Here is a 17330-nt window from a genome sequence, read left to right on the forward strand (position 1 = left end):
ATAACGATTTCATAAATTCAGCAAGACAGGTATTCTAAACAAAATAATCCTGTCAGAAAGCCTGCTGTATCGCTATTCGCGAATGTATCGTTTAAATCGAATGTTTTACTTGATAATAATTTTGAAATCGTTTTCAGTAATTGTTTTGTTCTGCGTAGATTTAAGGTGCATTTTAATTGTAAAACCAAACAATTTTGAAATCGATTTCATATTTGTTATAAATATTTACTCAGGGGGAGGATTACAGAATGAAGAAAAAATTGTTGTTATTGATGGTAATGATGATGGTATTTGCTACTGTGCTAGCAGGCTGTGGGGGCGGAGAAGATTCGGGCTCTGGCGGAGAAGAAAAATTAAAAATTGGTGTTGCGCTGCCGGATTTTGATGATAAATGGCTTAGCTACTTGCAAGATGGTATGACAAACTATGAAAAAGAAGCTGGCAACATTGAAGGTGTTTATGTAGATGCAATGAATGATGCAGCAAAACAAATGTCACAGGTTGAAACATTCATTTCTCAAGGTGTTGATGCAATTGCGATCGTACCAGTTGACACAGAATCAGTTAGCACAATCGTTGATATGGCAAATGCAGCAGAAATTCCAATTGTTGTTGTAAACCGTACGTATGAAGGCATTGAAGAAGCAACTGCGTTTGTTGGCGGTAACTCAATCGATTCAGGAATCATTCAAATGGAAGCTGTTGCAGAACTTCTTGGTGGTAAAGGGAACGTGGCAATTATGAATGGCCAGTCCGGACAGGAAGCGGAAATCAAGCGTACAGAAGGAAATAAGCAAGTAATTGATGAAAATCCTGGCTTGAAACTAGTGAAAGAGAAAAATGCAGATTGGGATCGTGCAAAAGGCATGACATTGATGGAAAACTGGCTGCAATCAGGTGAGAAAATTGACGCTGTTGTGGCAAACAATGACGAAATGGCGATTGGTGCCATCATGGCGCTTGAAGCAGCAGGCAAGCAAGATGAGGTTGTGGTAGCAGGTATCGACGGTACACCAGATGCGCTTGAGTACGTAAAATCAGGCAAGCTGAAAGTCTCTGTATTCCAAGATGCGGCTGGACAAGGGTCAAAAGGTCTTGAAATTGCAGCAAAAGCAGCACAGGGTGAAGAAGTAGAAAAAATGAACTTCATCGAATTTGAATTGATCACACCGGAAAACGTTGAAACATACGTGAAGAAGTGGCAGTAAAAAGTTTGGGCGGTTCACCCCGCCCAGATTTTATAAAACAAATTTGAGGTGAGGAAAATGACATCTCCATACATTTTACAAATGTCCAATATATCAAAAAGCTTTCCCGGCGTGAAAGCACTCCAAAACGTTAAGCTGGATGTAAAAAAAGGCGAAGTACATGCTTTAATGGGAGAAAATGGCGCCGGAAAATCAACCCTCATGAAAATTTTGATCGGTATTTACACAGCGGACACGGGAAAAGTGGTGTTTGATGGAGAGGAATTAAAAATTAACAACGTCAGTGAAGCGCTGGATAAAGGCATCTCCATGATTCACCAGGAATTGAACCCCGTGCCGGAAATGACCGTTGCGGAAAATATTTTTCTCGGCCGTGAACCAACGTACGGCAAAACAGGGCTGGTTAACCAGAAGCAGCTTGTTGCCAATACGAGAGCGCTTTTTGAACGCCTGAACATTCATACGATCAACCCGAAATCCAAAATGATTGATTTAACGGTAGCGAAAATGCAGCTGGTCGAAATCGCGAAAGCCGTTTCTTATGATTCGAAGCTCATTATTATGGATGAACCAACATCCGCCATTACAGATAAAGAAGTGGCGCACTTATTCGAGATTATTCGTTCTCTTCAAAAGAAAGACGTCGGCATTATTTACATTACGCACAAAATGGAAGAACTCAAGCAGATCGCCGACACCTTAACGGTTTTCCGCGACGGGGAGTACGTTGGTACGGATTCCATTGATAATATGTCGCGTGAGCGCCTGATTGAAATGATGGTCGGACGTGAGCTTTCCCAGGTCTTTAATAAAGAGCATGCAGAACTGAAAGAAGTAGCGCTTGAAGTGAAGAACTTGACGAAAGAAGGAAAGTTTTACGATGTGAACTTCCAGGTCCGCAAAGGAGAAGTACTTGGAATTGCAGGCTTAATGGGCTCTGGGCGCAGTGAAATTCTGGAGACGATTTTCGGCGCTATGCAGGCGGATTCAGGAGAAATTTTCGTCAGCGGCCAAAAGAAAAAAATGCGTTCGCCGAAAGATGCGATCAACGCTGGAATTGGCCTTCTGACAGAAGACCGGAAGTTAACCGGCTGTTTCCTGCCACTTAGCGTACGGGATAACATGATCATGGTGAACATCGCGAAATACACAAAAGGCGGACTGCTTGATCGGAAAAAAATCGAAAACGACTGCGCGGACCAAAAGAAAAAAATGAACATTAAAACGCCGAACATGGACCAGCTGATCAGCAATTTAAGCGGCGGGAACCAGCAAAAGGTACTGATCGGCCGCTGGCTGCTTCACAATCCGGATATTTTATTCCTGGACGAGCCGACGCGCGGCATTGACATTGGCGCGAAAAGTGAAATTTACAACTTGATTTTTAATCTGGCCAAGCAAGGCAAAGCGATCATTGTGGTGTCATCGGAAATGCCAGAAGTAATTGGGCTCAGTGATCGAATCGTGGTCATGAGTGAAGGCTATCAGACAGGCGTTCTTGACCGGACGGAAGCCTCGCAGGAAGCGATTATGGAGCTTGCGACTCGTGGGGAATTAATGAAACAAAAAACATCGTAAAGATAGGGAGGCAATGTCAATGAGCAATTTATCAACCGTCACCAATAACAATCCAGATGCAGGGCTTCACAAAGAATCAAAAGCGGCCGTTATATTCAAAAAGTACGGCATGCTCCTTATTTTGATCGCCTTGGTTGCGCTGATGACGGCGCTTGAGCCGAACTTTATCAATTCCAACAATATCATTAATATCGTCAGACAGATGTCAGTGATTGGGATTGTCGCCATTGGGGTCACCTTCATTATCATTACAAGCGGAATTGACTTGTCATCCGGTTCTGTTATCGCGTTAACGTCGGTGATTGTCGCAACGTTTGCACAGGAAGGAACCTATCCGCTGATTGTGGCCCTCCTTGTTGCCGTTGCCATCGGTGCCGGCACAGGTCTTTTTAACGGCTTTTTAGTTACAAAAGGAAATATCGCTCCCTTTATTGTGACACTTGGCATGATGACGGCGGCGCGTGGGCTTGCCCTTTTATATAGCGGCGGGCGCCCGATCGGCGGTTTATCCGATTCATTGTTATTCCTCGGACAAGGCATGATTGCTGGCATCCCGGTGCCTGTTATTATCTTCGCGATTATCGGTGTTATTTCGTACGTGCTTTTAAACAAAACGAGATTTGGCAAATATGTGTATGCGATTGGCGGCAATGAGCAGGCAGCAATGATCGCCGGCGTCAATGTAACAAAAGTGAAAATTTTGGTCTACACGTTTAATGGTCTTTTAGTGGGGATTGCCGGGCTGATCTTAACCGCACGTATTGCGTCAGGGCAGCCGACAGCGGGTACGATGTATGAGCTGGATGCAATCGCGGCAGCCGTTATCGGAGGGACCAGCTTAACAGGCGGTATTGGAACCATCGGTGGAACGATTATCGGTGCCCTGATTATCGGGGTGATGAATAATGGTCTTGATTTAATGAATGTGTCTTCTTACTGGCAGCAAATTTTAAAAGGTGCCATTATTACCGTTGCCGTTTACGTTGATGCGCGGAAACATAAGAAAAAGTAAAATTTGCTGTGACCATAGCAAAAAAGAGGCTGGGACAAAACTCAGTAAAGTAAAATAAGAAATTCCCTTGCGAACAAGAGATTCATTCGCGGCATTCTTTTTATTGTTATGATATTTTTCATTCTTATTATGAAAAGAAGGACAATCTCTGATAAAATTAAAGTTACCACACTATAACCATTGGAGGTTGTCCTTATGCTTAAAAAGTATAAAATGAATCAAGTGATTTTGCCTCTGGATTTAGAGATCAAACTCCAAAATAATGATATTGCCTAAGCTGTCCACGCCCTTGTCGAACAAATTCCACGCCGTCCATCAGGATAACAGGAGAAAAAAGGCGTCGATCATCATTTTTGATGATCGACGCCTTTTTTCTTATGATTTTTGGCTGTTATATCCCAGCTTCTTTTTCTTATGGATTTGTCGACCACAGGCCCGCTGATTTAATAAAAGTGCGGCTGTTTAATTTCAATTGTCCCACAACAAATTCAGCAATGTCTTCCGGCTGCATAACGCTGTCCGGATTGCCGTCCGTTAAGTTGTTTTCAACGGCTAAATCTGTCGCCACGGTGCTCGGAGTCAAGGCGCTGACACGGATGTTATGCTTGCGTACTTCAAGAGCAAGAGATTCCGTCAGCCCGAGCAAGCCGAATTTGGATGCACTGTACGCGCTCGTCACCGGGGCACCCTTTTGACCAGCAGTAGAGGAAATATTAATAATGTCTCCTAATTTCTGCTCAATTAAATCCGGCAAAACAGCTCGTGTGACATTGTATACGCCAAGCAGATTGACATCAATGATTTTTTTCCATTCATCAGGATCCAGTTCAAGAAAGCCGCCGAACTTCGCGATGCCTGCGTTATTGATTAAAATGTCAACTCCACCGAGCTTGGCTTTCACTTTTTCCACAGCTGTCGTAACATCCTGCAAGTTGGACACATCTGCTGCGGCGAAAGCAGTTTTGATTTCTGTTTTTGACGGCAATAAAACGGGACGGCCGCACATATCGCGCGTTGCCACTATGGGATTGATGGCTAAATCCTCTGCTACTGCCTGCACATGCTCCACCGTACGGCCAATCAGCCCGACGTGAACACCCTCTTCAGCGAGCGCTTCAGCAATTGCACGTCCAATGCCGCGGCCGCCGCCAGTGATGATTGCTTTTTTTCCTTTTAGTGACTGAGCCATTTTCGTTCCTCCAATGTAAAAATTTTCTTCATTCATCATAGCAGTACTGAATGAAGACAACAACGGATTTGTATAAAATGATCGTTTGGGCCGCACGATAAACTAAACAAAAAAGATTCAATTTTGTGTAAAATGAAGGAATTATAACTTTCTGATGAAATGAGGGATGATAATGGATCAGGCGATTAACAGACTGAAAAAACAATGTATTTATGCTGGCGGAAGAAGTGTATCATTTCATGTTTACTCATGGGGAGCGCCTTCAAATCATCCGGACAACCCTTTACATAAACATTCTTTTTTTGAGTTATGTTATGTGTTTGGCGGTACGGGTCATTATTATGAGGGAGGACATCATTATCCATTAACAAAAGGGATGTTTTTCTGCACGAAGCCTGAAAAGCTTCATAGAGTGTACAAGGGGCAGGACCTTTCGCTGTTCTGGACTGGATTTAATGTGGATGCGGCCTCTTCTGGAGAAGCATGCGTTCGTTACGCGAAACAAATGGCTGAAGCAGAGGATTTGATCGCTCATAACGTAGAAGATACCCCTGCATTCTATCTGTTGAAAGCGTTGATTCTGCAGGCAAGCAGTCCTTGTTCAACGGACATTTTGCACTCTCTGAGCCATTCTTTCATGCTATCTCTTCAAACGTTATTTTACACAACAGAAAGGATCCTTGAAGATAGCAGTCCAGATGACGCTAAGAGAAGAGTGCTGGTAAATCAAGTCCAGCTATTTGTCCGGGATAATTTAAACAGGTCATTATCTATTAAAGAGGTGTCTCAATATTTACACATTTCCACTCGGCACTTATCAAGATTATTTGCGAACTATTTAGGCGTTTCCTTTACCGATTTTGTACGCCGTGAACGAGTTGACGCTGCGGCGCAAGCCTTTCGGATGACGACACTCGGAATTAAAACGATAGCGGGGCAGTACAGTTTTTCATCTGTTCATTATTCCACTCGCGTGTTTCAGGAAGAAATAGGTGTCACACTAGGGCAATATCGAAAGAAGTCCCAGCGTTAGATTCTTTCCGGGGTATTTTTTATGTCCGCAAATTATAAAAAAAGTTTTGTCAGGATAAATAATTTGTAAGCGCTTATCTACATACTTTAATTCAGAAAGCTGAAGAGATATTTAGACTGTTAAACGAGGTGAACGAATTGAGTACTCATATTGCGGGAGCTCCTTGCTGCTGGGGTGTAGATGATCCGAAAAATCCGTTTATTCCTCCATGGGAGCGGGTTTTGAAAGAGGCTGCACTCGCCGGTTATAAAGGGGATTGAACTAGGTCCTTACGGGTACATCCCGATGGAGCCTGGTCGAATCTATATGCCTGTTTCGCAGCAACGGTGGTAGCATCAGAGCGAGATGGAAAACCTTTAGACATTTGGTATCCTGGAATTGAATCTGGTGTCGAAGGTGTGCGGTGGGTAGAAAATTGTGTTCGGTCCGCAGATAATGGAGCCATTTGGGTAGAGTACACATAAGGAAGCTTAAAACTTTCAAAACGATTATGTTCTGAAAGTTTTTGAAATTCCAAAAAAAGTGTTTACAAATTCTATTTTATTGTTTAAAATCACATTATAAAGTTTTACAAGTATTTTGATATTCAATCTTGAAATCGATTTCAGTCAGCGCTTTCACGAAGTGATTACTTGCTGGATATCTTCTTTTTCATCGTTTTATTGAAATCGATTTCAGTTGGATGTTCACATTATCTTTTAAAAGGAAGCACTAGCATTGGTTTTTATTCTAATCCTACTTAGGAAATTCAGTATTGAAATTGAAAACGATTTCAAATTGAATGGAAATCAATGTATAAAAAGAAAATTGGGGAGGAACGAACAGATGAAAATTGTTAATTTAGAGGTAAAAACATTACAGAACTATATAAACGGAGAATGGGTAGATTCTGTTTCCGGTAAATTCGAAACGGTCGTCAATCCGGCTACAGGAGAAGAAATCGCACAGGTGCCACTGTCTTCAAAGGAAGATGTCGCCCGCGCGGTAGAAGCAGCAGAAGAAGCATTCAAAACATGGTCACAAACAGCTGTGCCAAAGCGTTCACGCATCCTGTTCAAGTACCAGCAGCTTCTTGTCGACAACTGGGAAGAGCTGGCGAAGCTTGTCACGATTGAAAACGGCAAAAGCTTATCGGAAGCCATGGGAGAAGTGCAGCGCGGCATTGAGTGTGTGGAATTCGCGGCAGGTGCACCGACACTGATGATGGGCAGCCAGCTTCCAGATATCGCAACCAATATTGAATCCGGCATGTACCGTTATCCGATTGGTGTTGTCGGCGGCATCACACCATTCAACTTCCCAATGATGGTTCCTTGCTGGATGTTCCCGCTGGCCATTGCATGCGGAAATACGTTCGTTTTGAAACCATCCGAGCGTACACCGCTTCTTGCCGCTCGTATTGTCGATCTATTTAAAGAAGCGGGTCTTCCTGATGGCGTCCTGAATATAGTCAACGGTGCTCACGACGTCGTAAACGGCCTTCTCGAGCACCCGGAAGTGAAAGCCATCTCGTTCGTAGGCTCCCAGCCAGTGGCAGAATATGTGTACAAAACCGGCGCAGCCAACCTGAAGCGTGTGCAGGCACTCGCAGGTGCGAAAAATCACTCGATCGTATTGGCAGATGCGAACCTTGATACAACGGCGAAAGACATTACAAACGCGGCATTCGGCTCCGCGGGCGAGCGCTGCATGGCCGCTTCGGTTGTCGCAGTAGAAGACAGCGTTGCCGATGAGTTTATTGCAAAATTGAAAGAAGAAGCAGACAGCATCAAGATTGGAAACGGATTGGATGACGGTGTTTTCCTTGGCCCGATTATCCGTGAAAACGCGAAAGAGCGCACAGTCAACTACATTAAGTCAGGTATAGAGCAGGGTGCAACGCTTGTCCGTGACGGGCGCGAAGATCCTGAAGCGAAAGGAGAAGGCTACTTCCTCGGCGCAACGATTTTTGACAACGTAACGACAGAAATGAAAATCTGGCAGGATGAAGTTTTTGCGCCGGTCCTCTCGGTTGTCCGTGTGAAAGACCTAGCAGAAGGCATCGAAACAGCGAACGCGTCTCCGTTTGCGAACGGTGCATGCCTGTACACAGACAGCGCTTCAGCGGTCCGCCAGTTCCGTGAAACCATCGATGCAGGCATGCTTGGCATCAACGTCGGCGTGCCGGCTGCAATGGCATTCTTCCCATTTTCCGGGTATAAAAACTCATTCTACGGCGACCTGCATGCGAACGGCAAAGATGGCGTCGAATTCTATACACGCAAGAAAATGGTCACTGCACGCTACGTGAAGTAATGCCTTGAATTCGCCCCTGCTGTCCGGCACCTGCCGGGCAGCGGGGTAATCAAGAAAAAACAAGGAGGTACATATATGAGCCGCTTGCTCCAAAAACCAGCGAAAAACGAGCTGTCTGAAGGCGTAACAGTCGTTCAGGACGTCACAAAAGAAAATTCTCCACTCGAATATGTCGGATTTAAAGTCATTGAGTTGGCTCCCGGCGCCACCTATACGGAATCACTTGCTAAAACAGAATGTTGCATTGTCGCCCTGACAGGCAAAATCCACGTAACAGAAGGAAGTGAAACGTTCCGTGACCTTGGCACACGCGGAAATGTCTTTGAAAAGGTGCCGACAGACAGCATTTATGTATCAAACGACAAATCGTTCCAAGTAGAAGGTGCGACACATGCACGCGTAGCGCTTTGCTACTCACCATCTACCGAGCAGCTTCCAACACAATGGATTAAAGCATCGGAGGTTGGAATCGAACACCGCGGCATTTTAAGCAACAAGCGGATGGTTCACAACATTCTGCCGGATTCCGACCCGCGTGCGAACAGCCTGCTTGTTGTAGAGGTTTATACAGAAAGCGGCAACTGGTCGAGCTACCCGCCGCACAAACACGATCAAGATAATCTTCCAGAAGAATCATTTTTAGAAGAATCCTACTACCATGAAATGAACCCGCCGCAAGGATTTGTGTTTCAGCGCGTCTATACAGATGACCGGTCCATCGATGAAACGATGACCGTTGAAAACGGAGACGTTGTTCTGGTTCCAGCGGGCTATCATCCAGTTGGTGTTCCAGATGGGTACGAATCCTACTACTTAAATGTCATGGCAGGCCCGACACGCATTTGGAAATTCCATAATGACCCGGATCATGAGTGGATTTTAAAACGGCAACCAAAGTAAAGGGGCGTTGAACACAGATGAATTATACATTTAATAACGATAAAGAACTTGATGTGATTGCAGTGGGACGTGCCTGCATCGACTTGAATGCAAACGAATACAACATGCCAATGGAAGAGACGATGACGTTTACCAAATATGTGGGCGGTTCACCGGCAAACGTGGCAATCGGAAGCGCGAAACTTGGATTGAAGGTTGGCTTTATCGGCAAGCTTGCGGATGACCAGCACGGCCGTTTTATCGAAAAATACATGCGTGAAGTGGGTGTGGATACATCGAATATGGTCATCGATAAAGAAGGCCATAAAACGGGTCTTGCGTTTACCGAAATTTTAAGCCCGAGCGAGTGCAGCATCTTAATGTACCGGGATGACGTAGCAGACTTATACCTTGATCCGTCCGAAGTAAACGAAGACTACATTAAAAGAGCAAAAATCCTGCTTGTATCTGGCACGGCGCTTGCAAAAAGCCCGTCTCGTGAAGCTCTTTTAAAATCAGTCAGCCTGGCGAAAAAGCATGGCGTAAAAATTGTCTTTGAACTCGACTACCGTCCGTACACATGGCTGTCACCAGAAGAAACAGCGGTTTACTACACGCTTGTTGCCGAGCAGTCTGATATCGTCATCGGCACACGTGACGAGTTTGATGTGATGGAAAATGTAAAAGGCGGCAACAACGACGAAACGATTGAAAACTTGTTCAAGCATTCCGCTGATATTATTGTAATCAAGCATGGCGTTGAAGGTTCATATGCCTACGCAAAATCAGGCGAAGTGTTCCGTGCGCAGGCGTACAAAACAAACGTATTAAAAACATTCGGTGCAGGAGATTCCTATGCATCCGCCTTCCTTTACGCACTCGTCAGCGGAAAAGACATTGAAACCGCTTTAAAATATGGAAGTGCTTCCGCATCAATCGTTGTCAGCAAGCACAGCTCGTCTGATGCGATGCCGGTTGCTTCTGAAATTGAGAAGCTCATTGAAGCCGGCGTGCACGTGTAAAAAATGATTCGTTAAGAGGTGAGCAACTGATGGGAACAGTTCGATTAACAACCGCGCAAGCGCTACTTAAATTTTTAAATCAGCAATACATTCATGTTGATGGTGAGGAAACGCCATTCGTTGAAGGAATGTTCAACGTGTTCGGCCACGGGAATGTTCTCGGAATCGGCCAGGCTCTTGAGCAGGATGCCGGTCATTTGAAAGTCTATCAAGGAAAAAATGAGCAGGGAATGGCCCATGCGGCGATCGCCTACAGCCGTGAAATGCTCCGCCGCAAAATTTACGCCGTTACAACGTCAGCTGGACCGGGTTCAGCCAACTTAATCGCGGCAGCGGGAACAGCGCTTGCAAATAACATTCCTGTCCTGCTGCTCCCGGCGGATACATTTGCCACGCGCCAGCCTGATCCGGTTCTTCAGCAATTGGAGCATGAGCACAGCACAGCGGTAACAACAAACGAAGCATTTATGGCTGTTTCACGCTACTGGGACCGTGTGACGCGTCCAGAGCAGCTCATGTCAGCACTTATCCGCGCATTTGAAGTGATGACGGATCCGGGTAAAGCAGGCCCGGCAACGATCTGCATTGCACAGGATGTCGAGGGAGAAGCCTTTGATTATGATGAGCGCTTTTTTGAAAAACGAGTTCATTACCTGGACCGCAAGCCAGCAGTAGAACGCGAGCTTCAAGGCGCGGTGGAACGAATTAAAGCCAGCAAAAAACCGATGATTATTGTCGGCGGCGGTGCACGCTATTCAGGTGCCCGCGAAATCTTAAAGCAAATTTCCGAAAAGCATAACATTCCGCTTGTGGAAACACAGGCTGGGAAATCAACGGTTGAAGTTTCCTTTAAAAACAACCTGGGCGGCATTGGCATTCTTGGTACGTCGGCGGCGAACAAAGCAGCACGCGACACAGACCTTGTGATCGGCGTCGGCACACGCTATACCGACTTTACGACATCATCGAAAACGCAGTTTGATTTTGAGAAAACCTCATTTTTAAACATTAACGTAAGCCGCTTACAGGCGTACAAGTTGGACGGTTTCCAGGTCGTGGCTGATGCAAAAACAGCGCTTGAGCAACTGGCACCGCTTTTGGAAGGCTATGAAACAGAATTTGGCGGCAGCCTGACAGAATGGAAAAACGAGTGGCTGGCTGAGCGTGACCGTTTAGCAGGCACAACGTTTAGCAGAGAGAACTTTACACCGGAAATTAAGGATCAGTTTTCACAGGACATCATGAATGAATACGCTGATGTGCTAGGTACTGAATTTACGCAGACGGCCGCGTTAATCGCCGCCAATGAAGCGGTTGCACCGGACAGCATTATCATCGGTTCAGCTGGCTCGCTTCCAGGTGACCTGCAGCGCTTATGGCATTCAGATGTACCAAACACCTATCATTTGGAATACGGCTACTCATGTATGGGCTATGAAGTAGCGGGTACACTTGGCGCTAAACTTGCGCATCCGGACCGTGAAGTATATGCGGCCGTTGGAGATGGCAGCTTCCTGATGCTTCATACTGAGCTTGTCACCGCGATTCAATACGACAAAAAAATCAATATTCTCTTGTTCGACAACTCGGGCTACGGCTGTATTAATAACCTGCAAATGGAGCATGGAAGCGGTACGTATTTTTGCGAATTCCGCACGCATGACAACCAGATCATGAATATCGACTATGCCAAGGTCGCAGAAGCATACGGGGCGAAAACGTATAAAGCCAACACTGTAGAAGAAGTAAAAGCAGCGATTGAGGATGCAAAAAAGCAGTCCGTTTCAACGTTAATTGAAATGAAGGTGCTGCCTAAGACGATGTCAGATGGCTACGATGGTTGGTGGAACGTCGGTGTGGCCGAGGTATCGGAATCAGAAAGTGTGCAAAAAGCATACGCCGCACGGACAGAAAAATTAAAAACAGCGAAGACGTATTAAGGGGGATGGCATCATGGGAGACATTTTGTGGGGCATTGCCCCGATCGGCTGGCGCAATGACGATATACCAGAAATTGGTGCAGAAAATACGCTATCTCATTTATTAAGTGACATCGTGGTCGCGGGGTTTGACGGGACTGAGGTCGGCGGCTTCTTCCCGGAGCCGGCCATCTTAAACAAAGAATTAAAGCTGCGCAAGTTGAAAATTGCCGGCCAGTGGTTTTCGAGCTTCATTATTCGGGACGGCATTGAGCAGGCTTCGAAGGACTTTCATGCACACTGCGCGTATTTGAAGGAAGTGAATGCGGCGGTAGCCGTCGTATCTGAACAGACATACAGCATTCAAGGACTAGATCAGAATGTATTTGCCGATAAGCCCCATTTTTCAAATGATGAATGGACGACTCTTTGCGAAGGATTAAATGAGCTTGGCAAAATCGCAGTCGAATACGGCTTGAAACTTGTGTTCCATCATCACTTGGGGACAGGGGTTCAAACATTGGAGGAAATCGACCGCTTAATGGAGGGAACTGATCCGAATCATGTTCATCTCCTTTATGACACAGGGCACATTTACGTATCGGACGGAGATTACATGACGCTCCTTGAGAAGCATATGGACCGAATTAAGCATGTTCACTTCAAAGATGTAAGAGAAAATACGATGAGTGACTGTAAAATCAAGAATACCTCCTTTAGAGATGCTTTTTTAGCAGGCATGTTCACAGTGCCAGGGGATGGCTGCATTGATTTTAGACAGCCTTTCGAGGTGCTTAAAAAGCACGGATACGAAGGCTGGATTGTCATTGAGGCTGAGCAGGATCCGGCTGTTGCTCACCCGCTTGAATATGCATTGATTGCAAGGAAGTACCTGGATGAATCATTGCTTATGCGTGCGGAGAATGAAAAAGAGGTGTATTGAAAATGAACAGTACAGCAGCTCCGACATCATTTTTACGTAAAATTATTATTATTTCAACGCTAGGTGGCCTGCTATTCGGTTACGATACAGGCGTGATCAACGGTGCTCTGCCTTACATGACTGAAGAGCTTGGATTGACATCCTTAACACAGGGCCTTGTTGCCAGCTCACTTCTGTTTGGTGCAGCGGTAGGGGCTGTGTTTGGCGGACGGCTATCTGATTTTAATGGCCGTCGGAAAAACATTTTACTGCTTGCCATTATGTTTTTCTTAGCGACGCTTGGCTGTACGCTCGCACCGAATGTAACGATTATGGTCATTTCCCGCTTTTTCCTTGGTTTGGCCGTTGGTGGGGCCTCTGTAACGGTTCCTGCTTACTTGGCAGAGATGTCACCGGCTAACCGCCGGGGGCGCATCGTGACACAGAATGAATTAATGATCGTCAGCGGTCAGCTGTTAGCATTTGTTTTAAACGCCATTCTAGGGACAACAATGGGCCATATTGAAGGCGTATGGAGAATTATGCTGGCAATTGCTGCACTTCCTGCTATATTTTTATTTATCGGTATGTTGAAGGTACCGGAAAGCCCGCGCTGGCTTGTTTCAAAGAAAAGAAATGAAGAAGCTCTTCAGGTTTTAAGCAAGATCCGCACAGAAAGCGAAGCGCAATCAGAGCTGGAAGAAATCAAAGCGAATTATGAAGCAGAAGCTGATATTAAACAGGCTGGATTTAAGGATATGGCTACGCCTTGGATTCGCCGCATTATGTTCCTGGGCATCGGGATTGCCGTCGTACAGCAAATCACCGGTGTAAACTCGATCATGTATTATGGAACTGAAATCTTGAAGGATGCCGGCTTTACGACAGAAGCTGCCCTTGTTGGGAATGTTGCAAACGGTGTCATTTCGGTATTAGCTACATTTGTCGGTATTTGGCTGCTTGGAAAGATCGGGCGACGTCCAATGCTGATGGGCGGCCTGGCCGGCACAACGATTTCTCTGCTGCTGATGGCTATTTTCTCTTCAGCACTTGAAGGGTCACCGGCACTTCCATTTGTTGTGCTGTCCTTAACGATTACATTTCTGGCATTCCAGCAGGGGGCCATTTCACCGGTGACCTGGCTAATGATTTCGGAAATCTTTCCGCAGCAGCTGCGTGGATTTGGAATGGGCTTAACGGTATTTTTTCTCTGGATCGTCAACTTCTTCGTGGGGCTACTGTTCCCGATGATGCTGTCAGGCGTAGGCCTGTCCGGAACGTTTTACATCTTTGTTGTACTCGGAGTAGGAGCCATTGCCTTTGTAGCAAAATACCTGCCTGAAACTAGAGGTCTTTCACTTGAACAGCTGGAGCAACAATTCCGCAATCATGGAAAGAAGCCTGAGACGAAAGAAGAAGTGTACAGCGAGAGAGCTTAACCATACACATCATTTTAGGAGGAATATATCATGACATTACATTTTGGCGTAATCGGCACAGGAGCAATCGGCCGGGAGCATATTAAACGCATTACAGATAAGCTTGCAGGAGGAAAAATCGTGGCAGTGACAGACGTAAATCTGGATTCTGCCAAGCAGGCTGTAGAACAGTACGGCCTGGATGCTAAAGTACATGAGGATGACCGGGCGCTTTGCCAGGATGAAAACGTCGATGCTGTCCTAGTGACAAGTTGGGGTCCTGCTCATGAACAAAACGTATTAAATGCTATTGAGGCAGGGAAGTATGTTTTCTGTGAAAAGCCGCTGGCGACAACAGCGGAAGGGGCAATGAGAATTGTCCAGGCAGAAATCAAGCATGGGAAAAAGCTAGTCCAGGTCGGCTTTATGCGCCGCTATGATCCAGGCTACGTACAGCTGAAAGAAGCAATCGACGCCAATGAAATCGGCGAGCCGCTCATGGTCCGCTGTGTGCACCGCAATCCGGAAGTGCCGGAAACGTATGGAACAGAGATGGCTGTGGTTGACACGTTAGTGCATGAAATTGATGTGCTGCACTGGCTGATCAACGATGATTACAAAACGGTGCAGGTTCTGTATCCGAAAAAAACATCCCGTGCTCATGCCAATTTAAAAGATCCGCAAATTATTATCCTGGAAACGAAATCAGGCATCATTATTAACGCTGAAGTATTCGTTAACTGCAACTACGGCTATGACATCCAGTGTGAAGTGATTGGAGAAGACGGAGTCGCGTACCTGCCGGAGCCAGCAAGCATTGTGACACGCAAAAGCGCGAAGCTTTCACAAAGCATCATGACGGATTGGAAGGTTCGCTTTATTGATGCATATGACGTAGAGCTGCAGGACTTTATGGATGCCATTAAGCAAACAGGCGAGCCGAATGGACCGACCGCCTGGGATGGCTATATTGCCGCTGTGACAACAGATGCATGTGTGAAGGCACAGAATTCAGGCCAAAAGGAAGACGTTGCTCTTGAAGAAAAGCCAGCGTTTTATGACAACAAAGCTGCAGTAAAGTAATGATAGAAAAAGACGGGAGGAACGAATGATGAAACTAGCACTTGATCCAACGATGTATGCCGATCTTTCTTTAAGAGAAATGGTGGATAAAACGGCCGAGCTTGGCTACGACTATATTGAGCTGTCTCCGCGTGAAGACTTTATTCCTTTTTACAAATACCCGAAGGTGGACGGCGCCAAAATTAAAAACCTGAAGCGCTACTGCCTTGACGCAGGTGTTCAAATTTCCTCCGTGCTTCCTGTGCATTATTGGGCAGGGCCTGAAGAGGACCGCCGCCAGGCTGCTGTACGCAACTGGAAGCGTGCGATCGAGGTCGCTGTTGAGCTGGAAGTTGACCTGATGAACAGTGAATTCAATGGATCGAAATACAATCCGGTTGTTTGCGAGGAAATGTTTATCCGCTCAATGGATGAGCTGCTCCCAATCTTTGAGAAGGAAGGCGTCAAATTGAATCTGCAGGCGCACCCCTACGATTTCATTGAAACAAATGCCGGAGCGATGGATATGATTCGTGCACTAGATAAAGACTGGATCAACCTTGTGTATTCGACACCGCACACGTTTTACTATGATGAAGGAAAAGGCGATATTGAAACGATGTTCAATGAAGCAGGGGACCGCTTAACGCATATCCTTTTTGCTGATACATTTAACCATATCGCTTCTGACGGGCTCCGCTATATTTTAAATCCGCCAGCAGTGGAAGCGACTGTTCACCAGCACTTGAACATTGGCGAAGGAGAAGTGGATTTTGATACGATTTTCCGTAAGCTGAAGGAGATGAAGTTCGATGGCATCGCAACAAATGCTGTCTTCGCCTGGAAGGATAAAGCGGACTGGTCGAGCAAATTAATGCTAAATAAAATGAGAGAAGGTCTCGGCTTGGCTGAGAAAGTGGAGGGCTGAACAGATGAAACTATGCTTTAATCAAGCGACAACGCTTGAAAATTCAAACCTGGCAACTGATTTAGCGCTTTGTGAAAAGCATGGCTACGACTACATTGAAATCCGGACCATGGACAAGCTGCCAGAGTATTTGGAAACAAAGTCAATGGAAGAGCTGGCAGGCTTCTTTCAAAGCAACCATATTAAGCCTTTAGCCTTTAACGCACTTGTCTTTTTCAACAACCGCGATGAAGAGGGATATAACGCGATCATCACAGAGTTCAAGGATATGCTCGAAAAAGCAAAAATTCTCGGTGTCCAGTACATTGTAGCAGTGCCGCTTGTCACAGAAGAAAAATTCTTAAAAGCAGACATAAGAAAAAGCAGCGTAGATGTCTTAACAGAGCTGTCGGACTTGGCTGCGCCGTATGACATTAACATTGCTGTTGAATTTGTCGGCCATCCACAGTGCACGGTCAATACGTTTGGACAGGCTTATGACATTATCGAAGCCGTCAACCGTGACAATGTCGGGCTTGTATTCGACTGCTTTCACTTCCATGCGATGGGATCGAAGCTTGAGGATCTTCAGAGAGCGGACGGTCAAAAAATCTTTATTCTGCATATGGATGACACAGAGGATTTTCCGATTGGCTTCTTGACGGATGACGACCGCGTTTGGCCTGGACAGGGCGCGATTGACCTTGATATCCTTCTTGTCACGTTAAAGGAAATTGGCTATGACGGTGCTGCTTCTGTAGAGCTGTTCCGTCCAGAATATTACAAGCTGGAAGCAGAAGAGACGATTCAGACAGCGAAGGAAACGACTGTAGAAGTGGTGAGCAAGTATTTCGCTTTCCAGACAGTGTAATAAGGATCCGGCATT

15 protein-coding genes are annotated in these 17330 nt (G+C 45.8%); 14 read left to right on the forward strand and 1 reads right to left on the reverse strand.

The genetic code is table 11. The annotated features are described in order from the left end of the window. Positions 1–248 precede the first annotated feature (248 nt). From NLX67_RS14860 to NLX67_RS14870, 3 genes are read left to right on the forward strand one after another with little or no spacing between them, the layout of a single operon-like run. Positions 249–1208 (forward strand): sugar ABC transporter substrate-binding protein, encoded by a 960-nt coding sequence (locus NLX67_RS14860; protein ID WP_254312300.1) that lies wholly within the window; start codon positions 249–251, stop codon positions 1206–1208. Between the two features lie 57 nt (positions 1209–1265). Further along, complete coding sequence (locus NLX67_RS14865; RefSeq protein WP_254312301.1) at positions 1266–2786, forward strand: sugar ABC transporter ATP-binding protein; 1521 nt, start codon at positions 1266–1268, stop codon at positions 2784–2786. A gap of 19 nt (positions 2787–2805) precedes the next feature. Beyond that, the gene (locus NLX67_RS14870) at positions 2806–3798 is read left to right on the forward strand and encodes an ABC transporter permease (protein ID WP_254312302.1); all 993 of its coding nucleotides are present in this window, start codon (positions 2806–2808) and stop codon (positions 3796–3798) included. A 412-nt stretch (positions 3799–4210) separates the two neighbouring features. Here NLX67_RS14870 and NLX67_RS14875 read toward each other — a convergent pair whose 3' ends face one another. Further along, positions 4211–4987: a 3-ketoacyl-ACP reductase gene (locus NLX67_RS14875; RefSeq protein WP_254312303.1), complete on the reverse strand. Its 777-nt coding sequence runs from the start codon at positions 4985–4987 to the stop codon at positions 4211–4213. A gap of 172 nt (positions 4988–5159) precedes the next feature. Here NLX67_RS14875 and NLX67_RS14880 point away from each other — a divergent pair, with 172 nt between their 5' ends. The 11 genes from NLX67_RS14880 to iolI all read left to right on the forward strand — a co-directional run bounded on the left by NLX67_RS14880 (position 5160) and on the right by iolI (position 17315). Continuing rightward, on the forward strand, positions 5160–6020 hold the full coding sequence (locus NLX67_RS14880) for an AraC family transcriptional regulator (protein WP_254312304.1): 861 nt from the start codon (positions 5160–5162) through the stop codon (positions 6018–6020). 137 nt (positions 6021–6157) lie between these two features. Then, positions 6158–6280, forward strand: a complete 123-nt coding sequence (locus NLX67_RS22845) for a hypothetical protein (protein WP_256519898.1) — start codon at positions 6158–6160, stop codon at positions 6278–6280. A 565-nt stretch (positions 6281–6845) separates the two neighbouring features. Next, entirely contained in the window at positions 6846–8315 is a 1470-nt protein-coding gene (locus NLX67_RS14885; RefSeq protein ID WP_254312305.1) for a CoA-acylating methylmalonate-semialdehyde dehydrogenase, read from the forward strand. A 75-nt stretch (positions 8316–8390) separates the two neighbouring features. Beyond that, positions 8391–9215 (forward strand): 5-deoxy-glucuronate isomerase, encoded by an 825-nt coding sequence (gene iolB, locus NLX67_RS14890; RefSeq protein WP_254312306.1) that lies wholly within the window; start codon positions 8391–8393, stop codon positions 9213–9215. Positions 9216–9232: 17 nt separating this feature from the next. Then, a complete protein-coding gene (iolC, locus tag NLX67_RS14895) occupies positions 9233–10216 on the forward strand; it encodes a 5-dehydro-2-deoxygluconokinase (protein ID WP_254312307.1) in 984 nt (327 codons plus the stop codon). 29 nt (positions 10217–10245) lie between these two features. Then, positions 10246–12156, forward strand: a complete 1911-nt coding sequence (iolD, locus tag NLX67_RS14900; RefSeq protein WP_254312308.1) for a 3D-(3,5/4)-trihydroxycyclohexane-1,2-dione acylhydrolase (decyclizing) — start codon at positions 10246–10248, stop codon at positions 12154–12156. A 13-nt stretch (positions 12157–12169) separates the two neighbouring features. Next, complete coding sequence (iolE, locus tag NLX67_RS14905; RefSeq protein WP_254312309.1) at positions 12170–13078, forward strand: myo-inosose-2 dehydratase; 909 nt, start codon at positions 12170–12172, stop codon at positions 13076–13078. Positions 13079–13080: 2 nt separating this feature from the next. After that, positions 13081–14496: a sugar porter family MFS transporter gene (locus NLX67_RS14910; protein ID WP_254312310.1), complete on the forward strand. Its 1416-nt coding sequence runs from the start codon at positions 13081–13083 to the stop codon at positions 14494–14496. Positions 14497–14526: 30 nt separating this feature from the next. Then, positions 14527–15558 (forward strand): bifunctional inositol 2-dehydrogenase/D-chiro-inositol 1-dehydrogenase, encoded by a 1032-nt coding sequence (gene iolG / locus NLX67_RS14915; protein ID WP_254312311.1) that lies wholly within the window; start codon positions 14527–14529, stop codon positions 15556–15558. 28 nt (positions 15559–15586) lie between these two features. After that, positions 15587–16465, forward strand: coding sequence for a sugar phosphate isomerase/epimerase family protein (locus NLX67_RS14920; RefSeq protein WP_254312394.1), 879 nt, complete (start codon positions 15587–15589; stop codon positions 16463–16465). Between the two features lie 4 nt (positions 16466–16469). After that, a complete protein-coding gene (gene iolI, locus NLX67_RS14925) occupies positions 16470–17315 on the forward strand; it encodes a 2-keto-myo-inositol isomerase (RefSeq protein ID WP_254312312.1) in 846 nt (281 codons plus the stop codon). The last annotated feature ends 15 nt before the right edge of the window (positions 17316–17330 follow it).

The sequence above is a fragment of the Domibacillus sp. A3M-37 genome (genome assembly GCF_024213455.1).
GTDB lineage: Bacteria > Bacillota > Bacilli > Bacillales > Domibacillaceae > Domibacillus > Domibacillus tundrae.

What these genes read in the sequence shown, in the direction of transcription:
- NLX67_RS14860 (WP_254312300.1), top strand. Translation starts at nt 249, where the DNA reads ATGAAGAAAAAATTGTTGTTATTGATGGTAATGATGATGGTATTTGCT.
- NLX67_RS14865 (WP_254312301.1), top strand. Translation starts at nt 1,266, where the DNA reads ATGACATCTCCATACATTTTACAAATGTCCAATATATCAAAAAGCTTT.
- NLX67_RS14870 (WP_254312302.1), top strand. Translation starts at nt 2,806, where the DNA reads ATGAGCAATTTATCAACCGTCACCAATAACAATCCAGATGCAGGGCTT.
- NLX67_RS14875 (WP_254312303.1), bottom strand. Translation starts at nt 4,987, where the DNA reads ATGGCTCAGTCACTAAAAGGAAAAAAAGCAATCATCACTGGCGGCGGC.
- NLX67_RS14880 (WP_254312304.1), top strand. Translation starts at nt 5,160, where the DNA reads ATGGATCAGGCGATTAACAGACTGAAAAAACAATGTATTTATGCTGGC.
- NLX67_RS14885 (WP_254312305.1), top strand. Translation starts at nt 6,846, where the DNA reads ATGAAAATTGTTAATTTAGAGGTAAAAACATTACAGAACTATATAAAC.
- iolB (WP_254312306.1), top strand. Translation starts at nt 8,391, where the DNA reads ATGAGCCGCTTGCTCCAAAAACCAGCGAAAAACGAGCTGTCTGAAGGC.
- iolC (WP_254312307.1), top strand. Translation starts at nt 9,233, where the DNA reads ATGAATTATACATTTAATAACGATAAAGAACTTGATGTGATTGCAGTG.
- iolD (WP_254312308.1), top strand. Translation starts at nt 10,246, where the DNA reads ATGGGAACAGTTCGATTAACAACCGCGCAAGCGCTACTTAAATTTTTA.
- iolE (WP_254312309.1), top strand. Translation starts at nt 12,170, where the DNA reads ATGGGAGACATTTTGTGGGGCATTGCCCCGATCGGCTGGCGCAATGAC.
- NLX67_RS14910 (WP_254312310.1), top strand. Translation starts at nt 13,081, where the DNA reads ATGAACAGTACAGCAGCTCCGACATCATTTTTACGTAAAATTATTATT.
- iolG (WP_254312311.1), top strand. Translation starts at nt 14,527, where the DNA reads ATGACATTACATTTTGGCGTAATCGGCACAGGAGCAATCGGCCGGGAG.
- NLX67_RS14920 (WP_254312394.1), top strand. Translation starts at nt 15,587, where the DNA reads ATGAAACTAGCACTTGATCCAACGATGTATGCCGATCTTTCTTTAAGA.
- iolI (WP_254312312.1), top strand. Translation starts at nt 16,470, where the DNA reads ATGAAACTATGCTTTAATCAAGCGACAACGCTTGAAAATTCAAACCTG.